The organism is Microvirga massiliensis (assembly GCF_001006805.1).
GTDB classification, from domain to species: domain Bacteria; phylum Pseudomonadota; class Alphaproteobacteria; order Rhizobiales; family Beijerinckiaceae; genus Microvirga; species Microvirga massiliensis.
In genome coordinates, this window is sequence record NZ_LN811354.1 from 343,725 (window position 1) to 353,073 (window position 9,349).

Consider the following 9,349-nt stretch of genomic DNA (forward strand, 5'->3'; position numbering starts at 1 on the left):
CCGACCGCAACCGTCGCGACCACTACGGCGGGCGGCTTCGACGCCGGCTCCGTCGAGTTGCTCAACGCAGGTGACAAGGCCACCATCACGGTGACCTACAACGAGGCGGTGCGCCTCGTCGTCGGCGCGACGCCGACCCTGACCCTCAGCGGCGACCGCACGGCCGTCCTCGACGCGACAGCGTCGGATCTCGCCGTAGGCAAGCTCGTCTTCGTCTACACGGTTGCAGTCGGCGATAACGTCGTCAGCCTCGCCCTGACGGGCTCGAACCTCGCCACCAGCGTCACCGACCTGGCTGGCAACGCAGTGACGGCTCCGGCCGCCGCCGTCCTCGTCGACGGAGATGGCGACGCGATCACCCTCGACACGACGGCGCCGACCGCGACCATCACGCGTCTTGGAGCGAACCCCAGCTCCTCGGCAACTGTTCAGTACTCGGTGGTGTTTACTGAAGCTGTTACTGGCGTCAGTATGGCAGACTTCACGTTGACTGCTACCGGAGTGACAGGAGCTAGCATCACTAGCGTGACGGGATCTGGCACGACATACACAGTGAGTATCAATACAGGTTCTGGAAACGGCTCTATCGATCTGGACTTGAAGTCAAACACGGATGTCGTGGATAACGCAGGAAACGTGGCAGTCGGGTCCGATGGTCCAACCTATACAATCCAGAAGCTTATTCCGGTAGATCCGAACAACTTCGATTTTGACAATCTTGGAAACAGTGCAAGTGAAACTATCACGGGTACGAACCAGAGCCCGGGAAATCTCATTTACGGTGGGGCCGGAGATGATTTAATCAGCGGAGGTAACAGCTTCTCGGAATCGGTTGGTCAGACTGGCGACAACGATACGATCTACGGGGGCTCTGGAAACGACACGATCACCGGAGGATCGGGTGTCGATCACATTTATGGCGGCTCGGGCGATGACGTTATCACGGGCGGACCGCAGACGGACTGGTTATATGGTGGGGATGGTAACGATACGATCAACGGCTCTGGCGAACCTGACAACATTGTCGGCGGTTATGGGCAGGATCTACTAACCGGCGGCGCTGGCGACGACAATTTTATCTTCCTTGATAAGCACGACACGGGAGATACAATCACTGACTTCCGAGTTGCCGGAAGTGGTGCTGATAAGATCGATCTGTCTGGGATCGACGCAGACGAACTAGCAGACGGGAACCAAGCCTTTTCTTGGTACGATCCAAGTACAGATGCATCAGGTGTTCAGCCAACGACGGAGGTTAAGGCTAACCAGTTGACGTGGTATGCGTCGGGAACCTCAATAATCATCCAGGGCGACACCAATGGTGACGCGATCGCCGATTTCCAATTGACGCTGACTAATCAGGGTGCCGCACCCACCATCGCAACGGTAGCAAACGATCCTAACTGGTTCGTTTTATAGGATAAGTGTTGGATCTCGCGGCAATCACCCGTGTCAACCAACCCGAAGTTCACCCGCTCAAATAGCGGGTGAACTTCGGGTTGGATGGCGCTGCGAGATCCGAGGTGCTTGCTCGCGGTGAGGGCAAATTAACGCATAACGCGCTCTATGTCGCTCGCGACCGAGGTATCTACGGAGCGCTCACGCCTCGTATGCGTATTCTCGCCTATGCGGCATCTATGCAGTGCAAGGATACGCCCCTTCACGGTCGCTTATGAATCGGATCCACCCAATACACCTCCTCCGGCTCCTCCACCGGATCCACGTTGGTGATGTTCACCACCACCGCCTCGTTGTCCGAGCGCACGAGCACGCATTCGAGCGGCTCGTCGGGTGAGGCGTTGATTTCCTGGTGAGGGACGAAGGGCGGGACGAAGATGAAGTCGCCAGGGCCGGCCTCGGCGACGAACTCGAGGCGGTCGCCCCAGCGCATGCGGGCCTTGCCGCGCACGACGTAGATCACGCTCTCGAGCTCGCCGTGGTGATGAACGCCGGTCTTGGCGTTCGGCTGGATCGAGACCGAACCGGCCCAGATCTTCTGCGCGCCGACGCGCGCGTGGTTGATGGCGGCCTGCCGGAACATCCCGGGCGTCTGGGCGGTGTTGGGGTCGAGCTGGTCCCCTTTGATGACTCGCACACCGTCATGCTTCCAGCGCGGCTCGCCGGGCGGGTGATCGTGGTCGTGAGGCATGGACGGGCTCCCGATCCGTGTGCCGGATCATACAGCAGCCCGCCCAGTCTGGCAGCTTACCAAGCGGTCAGAACGGCGCCGCCGAAGGTCTTGTCGACGAAGGCCTTCACCTCGGGGGAGTGGTAGGACTCGACGAGCGCCTTCACCCAGGGCTTGTCCTTGTCCTCAGCGCGCACGGCGATGAGGTTCACGTAGGGGCCCTTCGGATCCTCGCGCAGGATCGCGTCCTTCGTGGGATTCAAGCCGGCCGGCGCCGCGTAGTTGGTGTTGATCGCGGCAACGTCGACATCGTCGAGTGAGCGCGGCGCCTGCGCGGCGTCGATCTCGATGAACTTGAAGCGCTTCGGGTTCTCGACGATGTCGGTCACCGTCGGCTTGAAGCCGACATCGGGTTTCAGCTTGATCGCGCCCTTGTCCTGCAGGAGCAGCAGCGAGCGGCCGCCATTCGTCGGGTCGTTCTGGATCGCGATCGTGGCGCCGTTCGGCACCGCGTCCCAGCTCTTGTATTTCTTCGAGTAGAAGCCCATCGGGAAGTTCACGGTGAGCGCCACGGACTCGGTCTTGAAGCCGCGGTCGGCCTTCTGGTTGTCGAGATAGGGCCGGTGCTGGAACGAGTTCGCCTCGATCTCGCCGGCCGCGAGCGCGGTGTTCGGCAGAACGTAATCCGAGAACTCGATGATCTTGAGGTCGAGGCCCTTCTGCGCGGCCACCGGCTTCACGGCCTCGAGGATCTGCGCGTGCGGGCCAGGCGTCACCGCGATGCGGATCGTCTGGGGCTGCTGGGCTACGGCCGGCAGGGCGGCCGCGAGGGCGAGCGCGAGCGCTGCCCCGAAACGCTTGAGCGACATGAGTCTTCTCCTGTTCTTCTGATTGTCAGCCGTGGCGGATGCGCTTGTTGAGGCGGCGCGCAAGACGGTCGCCGATCGACTGCACGGCCTGCACGAGCACGATGAGCACGATCACGACGATCGCCATCACGTCGGGCATGAAGCGCTGATAGCCGTAGCGGATGCCGAGATCGCCGAGCCCGCCGCCGCCGACCGCGCCGACCATGGCGGAGTAGCCGATGAGCGAGACGACCGCGAGCGTGAGGCCGAGCACGATGGCCGGCAGCGCCTCCGGAATCAGAACCTTCACGACGATCTGCAGCGGGCTCGCTCCGAAGGCGCGCGCTGCCTCGACGAGGCCCTGGTCGACCTCGCGGATCGCGCCCTCGATGAGGCGCGCGATGAAGGGCGTCGCGGCGACCGTGAGCGGAACGATCGCCGCGGTGGTGCCGATCGAGGTGCCGGCGATCAGCCGCGTGAAGGGGATGATCGCGACGACGAGGATGATGAAGGGCGTCGAGCGCGTGGCGTTCACGATCGCGCCGAGGACGCGGTTCGCCCAGGGCGCCGCGAAGAGCTCGCCGCGTCCGCTGGTCGCGAGGAACACGCCGATCGGCAGGCCGAGGATCGTGCCGAGGAGTGCGGCGACCGCGAGCATGTAGAGCGTGTCGCCGGTCGCTTCCGCGATGCGCTGGATCATTTCAGGCGACATGGCCAAGCACCTCCGTGTCGAGGCCGTGGCGGGCCAGGAAGGACAATGTGGTCTCAAGGGCGGTAGGCCCGCCGGGCAGGCCGATCGTCAAGGTGCCGAAGGGGCGGCCGGCGATCTCGTCGACGGTGCCGGCGAGGATGTTCGCCTCGATGCCGGCCTCGCGGGCGAGCCGGGCGATCACCGGATCCGTGGCGTGCCGGCCGCGGAAGATCACGCGCACGACGGTCTGCCCGCCGGGAACCGGCTCGCGCTGCAGGTGCGCGGCGACATAGGGGGGCAGGGTGCTCCCGGTCTCGTCGGCGAGGAACGAGCGCGTCACCGGGTGCTGCGGGCGGGTGAAGACGTCGAAGACGTCGCTCTTCTCGACGATGCGGCCGCCGTCGATCACCGCGACCTCGTGCGCGATCGCGCGCACGACCGACATCTCGTGGGTGATGAGCAGGATCGTGAGCCCGAGCTCGCGGTTGATGCGGCCGAGCAGGTCGAGGATCGAGCGCGTGGTCTCGGGGTCGAGCGCCGAGGTCGCTTCATCGGAGAGGAGCACCTTGGGCCGGGTCGCCAGCGCCCGGGCGATGCCGACGCGCTGCTTCTGTCCGCCGGAGAGCTCCGCGGGATAGCGGTCGCGCTTGTCGGCGAGGCCCACGAGGGCGAGCAGCTCGTCGACGCGCGCCTTGATCTCCGAGGAGGGCGTGCCCGCCACCTCAAGGGGGAAGGCGACGTTCTCGGCGGCGGTGCGCGAGGAGAGCAGGTTGAAGTGCTGGAAGATCATGCCGATCGACCGCCGCGCCTGCCGGAGTTCGCGCTCCGAGAAAGCCGAGATCTCGGCGCCGTCGACGATAACCTGGCCGGAGGTCGGCTTCTCGAGGCCGTTGGCGAGGCGGATCAGCGTCGACTTGCCGGCGCCCGAGCGGCCGATCACGCCGAGCACGGAGCCGCGCGGGACGGTGAGGTCGATGTGGTCGAGCGCGGCGACGGGTTTCCCGCCTGCGCGGGCCGGGAAGACCTTGGAAACCCCGGCGAGGCGGATGGCCGGATCAATGGCGATCGCATCGCCGGCGAGGCGAGAGATGTCTGTCACGGGAGCGTTCATGGATGTCTCCGGACCCGGGGCTTCCCGGCGGGTCTCAGTGCGTCCCGGTATGTCGAACAATGTCCGATATGTCAATCGTATCGTCCTGTATGAAGAACAAGGGAGGGCGGCGCCCAATGCAGACCGGGTGAGGCGTTACCCTTGCACCGTCGGCGCTGCCACCCTCACCCGGCTGCTACGCAGCCGACCTCTCCCATCGAAGGGAGAGGTGAGGTGCGCGCCGCTGCTTCGCCTCTCCCCCGGAGGGAGAGGTCGGACGCGAAGCGTCCGGGTGAGGGGGGAAACACTGCGCTATCCTATTGATGACAGTGCGAATTTTCCGTATGATAGCTTGGCAGTGCCACCCGCACCCGGGCGCTTCGCCCCTGGCGGCGGAGGTCGCCCGCAATTTGGCAGAACGAACCCAAAATTGCGCCGGTGAGGGGTAAACCACTGCGATATCAAGAGAAACCTCGCGCCTGCAGGTTCACTCTCCGATAACGCCCAAGCGGGCCACATGCTCCCCACTTTTCACGATCAGCCGAGTCCGACGGCAGGGCTCCCGGATTACCAGAAGGGCTTCATCTCCTCGAGGCGGTCGATCTCCTGGCGGGCGGCCGCGAGCAGCTCCTCCGTCCGCTCCTCCTGCGTCTGCATGTCGACGAGGGCGTCGGATTCCGAGATCCGCGATCCGACCGCGATGTCGTTGAGATCGCCCAGGATGTCCTGGAGCCCCGAGAGCGTCTTCAGCACGGTGTTGCGCCGCTTGCGTGCCTTGTCTCCGGGAAAGAGGCTCTCGAAGAACTCGCCGGCATAGCGCAGCTTCTTCATGGCGATCCGGACCTCGTGCCGCTCCTCGGGATCGAGCTCCTCGACATGGCGGGCCCGCTTGCGGACGCGCCGCCAGCGCCGTTCGAGCTCGCTCTTCGCGAAGGAGCGCACCGAGCGGCTACGTATCGGGGCCGTTTCCTCCGCGTCCCGCCACGGGCCGGCCTCGACCCAGGCGGCCACGGCGAGGATGGCGGCTCCGTAGCGACGGGCGCGGAGGGCCGCCTGCACGGCGTCGTAGGCCTTCTCGCGCTTCGCCTCCGCATCCGCGATCGCTCGGCGAATCCCCTCGTCGTCGGGGGCCTCCTCGCGTGCGGGCTCGAGCACCTTCCCTATATAGATGTCGAGGTCGCGGGCCTCGCCGAGCACGCCCGTGATCCAGCGCAGCTCGTCCTTGACGGCCTCGACGCGCTCGTCCGAGACCATGTTCTTGAAGAGCGAGATCGCCGCCCGCAGCCGGCGCAGGGCGACGCGCATCTGGTGAACGGCTTCCGGATCGCGGCGCTGCCGCAGGACCCGCTCATTGGCCACGAGATGGCGCAGGCACGAGGCCGCGATTTCCCGGAAGGCCTCGGCGTTGCTCATCTCCTCGTCGAGGACGATGTCCTCCGCCTTCACGCGCTGCGGCGGCAACGCCGCGAGCGCCTCGTAGCCGCGTTCGGCTTTCGTCATGAAGCTCAGGCAGAGGGGCGCCGCGCCGGCGAGCTTTTCCGCCAGCCCGAACAGCGCCTGCGGGTCACCCGCGATGAGCTCGAGCTCCACCTCGACGAAGGGCGTCGTCACGTGCCCGGCCCGGACCTCGCCGCGATCGACGCAGACCTCGATCTGTGCATTGGGGACGCTCACCGGCACGACGGTGCGCTCCACCTGCACCACGAAGAGACGCGAGATCGGCTTGTCGAGGAGCTTGAACCGGCCCTTGCGCTTGACGGGGACGAGGGCCGGGTCCGGGCTGTCTCCCTTGACGTCGACCTCCCATTCGTTCCGGTCCAGGGCGGCGCCCACGCCGTTGCGCGTCGCCTTCAGGGTCTGGATGCGGCGATCGCCATCCGCTCTGATCCGGAAGGAGAGGCCCGCGGCGCGAAGCTCGAGATCGTGCGTGTCGAAATAGGCCGAGCGGAGCATCTGCTCCCGAACCCTTTCGCCATCGGCGAGCGCGCGAATGCAGCGGTCGATCTCGTCGACGTCGGACGGGTCCGCCGACAGCTTGAGCTCGATCTCGCGCGGACCGGTCTTCTCCCCGGCTTTTGCGTCGTCGGTCCTTGCGGTGCGCCGCTTCGCCATGTGTCCTCCGGGATGGGTGGCGCCGTGCGCGACCCGCGGGCCATTGAAACCGGCTGCCGAGTGCAAGTTTAGTATCGTCATGAACCAAGCGGAGCAACGGCGGCTGAAGTCGCGCCTCCCATACGCTGGGGGAAGAGATCGGATACAGGATTCGGACAATCGCGCCTCCGGTTCGCACATAGCCGGGACGATGAAGCCGGTTGTCGCCGCCATTGCGTCCGCCCTGTTCCTTCACCTTTCAGTGCCGGCTCTCGCGCAATCCGAAAGTGTCGGGCATGCCGTATGCCGGCACATCGAAGCGGCGGCCCACGGCAAGGGCCTTCCCGTCACCTTCTTCACACGGCTGATCTGGCGCGAGAGCAGCTTCCGCGCCGGCGTCACGAGTCCGGCCGGCGCCCAGGGGATCGCCCAGTTCATGCCCGGCACCGCCCGCGAGCGTGGGCTCGAGGACCCGTTCGACCCCGAGCAGGCGATCCCCGCCGCGGCCGGTTTCCTGGCCGATCTTCGGGAGCAGTTCGGGAATCTCGGGCTCGCCGCGGCCGCCTATAATGGCGGCCCCGCCCGGGTCGCGGCCTGGCTGCGGGGCAACGGCGGGCTTCCTTTCGAGACCGAGGCCTATGTACGTTGGATCACCGGCCGCCCGGCCGAGGACTGGCGGCCCGACGCCGATCCGCCGGAGGAGCCGGCCGCGGATGATGCCTCATGTCTCACTGTGCTCGCGAGCCTGGGCAAGCCGGGTGCGGACGAGCCGCTTCCTGGCCCGCTGGCCCCGTGGGGCGTTCAGCTCGCCGGGAACTTCTCGAAGCAGCTCGCCCTCGCAGCCTATAGCCGTGCGAGCCGCCCCCTGCGCGACGTGATCGGGGAGGCCCAGCCGATGATCATCGGAACGCGCCTGCGCTCGCGGGGAACCCGCGCCTTCTACCGGGTGCGCGTGCCGGCTCAGACCCGCCAAGCCGCCGAGCAGCTCTGTGCGCGCATCCGGGCCAGGAACGGAAGCTGCATCGTGCTGCCGAGTTGAGCAGCGGAATCCGAACGGGCCGTCTGGACGGTCCGATGCGGTTGGGATTTGATGCTCGTCAAAGCCGCCCGTGATCGCACCGGCTAAGCGTGGCGGCACAGCTAAGCTTCATTTCGGGAGGTTGATCATGCTCGCCCGCATCACACTGCATCTCGCGCGCAGCCGCGAGTTTCCGAACGGCAGCAACCGGCACGGATACGAGATCATCGCGCCGCTCGACGCGAACGGGCATCTCGATGCGAATCTCTGGCGCCAGGAGCGGGCCCAGTGCCAGGTCCGGCGGTTCTGGGCCGGCGAGCCCGACAAGCGCGGCAGGCTCGTCCATCGCGCCGGCGGTCCTCGCGGATCGACTTGGTTCCTGGACTACAACCTGGACACGGACGCGGACGACGAGGCCGGATACCGGCTCGGCGACCATGCCTTCGTGGAAGGCGAATACGTCTCCATCATGGATGATGACGAGGTCATGCACACCTTCCGGATCGCGTCGGTGCGCCCGCTCGGCAGCAGCGCGGTGCAGGCATCGTGAGCATGCGCATCGCTCTCGCCGCCATCGGCCTGATCGCGGCCGTCGCCTCCGCCTCGGCCCAGTCGGGACGCGCTCAGCGCGGGGAGGTCTTCCTGCGCACGAATTGCGGGCAATGCCACGCGATCGGCCGCGTCGACGAGAGCCCGCTCCCGATCGCGCCGCCCTTCCGGACGCTGCACGAGCGCTACCCGGTCGAGGATCTCGCCGAAGCGCTCGCCGAGGGAATCATCACCGGTCACCCCACGATGCCGGAATTCCAGCTCGATCCGGCGCAGATCAACGATGTGATGGCGTATCTCAAAACGCTGGAGCAGTAGCCGCAGAAGAGAGGCGCTTTTCTCGTGCAGCCCAGCGGTTCACCCGTCACCCTGTGGGCGGCATCCTCTCCCGCAAGAGGCGAAGTAAAGCGGCGGCAGCGCGCACATCACCTCTCCCTTGAGGGGCAGGGTCATCGCATGTGAGTCAAGAGCTCGATCAGGAAAGCATCATCCCATCCGGCGCGCTGTCGTTTCATGGTGAGCGACTTCTGGGCCGGATGGGCGCGCAGAAGATTGAGCGCAATCTTGCGCAAGAGCGCGAGATTGACCGGCGCATGGTCTTTGCGGGTCCGGCAGGCATCCTCGTGAAAGGCCACGTCGAGCTCCCAATGCACGTTGTTCTCGATCCGCCAATGGTTGCGCACGGTCGCGAGAAGCTCGTGCGGGTGCATCACGCGCGAGAGCACGAAGAGACGGCCCTGCATGATCTCGGGCCCGTCGCCGACCTTGCGCCAGCTCTCGATGCGCCCGAGCGCGGCAAGGTCCCGGAACCGATGCCGCTCGGCCAGCTCCGGGGCCGGGATCACCCAGGCGATGCGGTGCTCGCGGCGGCCATGGCCCTGCTCGCCGGCTTCCGCAAACGGGGGACCGTCGCCGGCCCGGGCGAACAAGGCCG

The 9,349-nt window shown here is 66.1% G+C and carries 10 protein-coding genes; 4 read left to right on the top strand and 6 right to left on the bottom strand.

The window, feature by feature from the left end; all coding sequences use genetic code 11:
* A partial coding sequence (locus tag BN1233_RS48415) for a calcium-binding protein (protein ID WP_046864897.1) occupies positions 1 to 1,419 on the top strand: 1,419 nt, incomplete at its 5' end.
* A 241-nt stretch (positions 1,420 to 1,660) separates the two neighbouring features.
* Here BN1233_RS48415 and BN1233_RS17680 read toward each other — a convergent pair.
* The 5 genes from BN1233_RS17680 to BN1233_RS17700 form a co-directional block, all read right to left on the bottom strand.
* On the bottom strand, positions 1,661 to 2,149 hold the full coding sequence (locus BN1233_RS17680) for a cupin domain-containing protein (RefSeq protein WP_046864898.1): 489 nt from the start codon (positions 2,147 to 2,149) through the stop codon (positions 1,661 to 1,663).
* Between the two features lie 56 nt (positions 2,150 to 2,205).
* Complete coding sequence (locus tag BN1233_RS17685; protein ID WP_046864899.1) at positions 2,206 to 2,997, bottom strand: MetQ/NlpA family ABC transporter substrate-binding protein; 792 nt, start codon at positions 2,995 to 2,997, stop codon at positions 2,206 to 2,208.
* 25 nt (positions 2,998 to 3,022) lie between these two features.
* The gene (locus BN1233_RS17690) at positions 3,023 to 3,688 is read right to left on the bottom strand and encodes a methionine ABC transporter permease (protein WP_046864900.1); all 666 of its coding nucleotides are present in this window, start codon (positions 3,686 to 3,688) and stop codon (positions 3,023 to 3,025) included.
* Positions 3,678 to 4,778 (bottom strand): methionine ABC transporter ATP-binding protein, encoded by a 1,101-nt coding sequence (locus BN1233_RS17695; protein WP_046864901.1) that lies wholly within the window; start codon positions 4,776 to 4,778, stop codon positions 3,678 to 3,680. The genes BN1233_RS17690 and BN1233_RS17695 overlap by 11 nt, the downstream gene beginning before the upstream one ends.
* A gap of 546 nt (positions 4,779 to 5,324) precedes the next feature.
* The gene (locus BN1233_RS17700) at positions 5,325 to 6,869 is read right to left on the bottom strand and encodes a CYTH and CHAD domain-containing protein (protein WP_046864902.1); all 1,545 of its coding nucleotides are present in this window, start codon (positions 6,867 to 6,869) and stop codon (positions 5,325 to 5,327) included.
* Positions 6,870 to 7,059: 190 nt separating this feature from the next.
* Between BN1233_RS17700 and BN1233_RS17705 the strand changes: the two genes are divergently transcribed.
* The 3 genes from BN1233_RS17705 to BN1233_RS17715 all read left to right on the top strand — a co-directional run bounded on the left by BN1233_RS17705 (position 7,060) and on the right by BN1233_RS17715 (position 8,733).
* A complete protein-coding gene (locus BN1233_RS17705) occupies positions 7,060 to 7,887 on the top strand; it encodes a lytic transglycosylase domain-containing protein (RefSeq protein WP_052763833.1) in 828 nt (275 codons plus the stop codon).
* Positions 7,888 to 8,014: 127 nt separating this feature from the next.
* Positions 8,015 to 8,416, top strand: coding sequence for a hypothetical protein (locus tag BN1233_RS17710; RefSeq protein WP_046864903.1), 402 nt, complete (start codon positions 8,015 to 8,017; stop codon positions 8,414 to 8,416).
* A 2-nt stretch (positions 8,417 to 8,418) separates the two neighbouring features.
* Positions 8,419 to 8,733 (top strand): c-type cytochrome, encoded by a 315-nt coding sequence (locus tag BN1233_RS17715; protein ID WP_046864904.1) that lies wholly within the window; start codon positions 8,419 to 8,421, stop codon positions 8,731 to 8,733.
* A 131-nt stretch (positions 8,734 to 8,864) separates the two neighbouring features.
* Here the strand turns inward: BN1233_RS17715 and BN1233_RS17720 are convergent.
* On the bottom strand, positions 8,865 to 9,349 hold a 485-nt coding region (locus tag BN1233_RS17720), incomplete at its 5' end, for an ISAs1 family transposase (protein ID WP_187144312.1).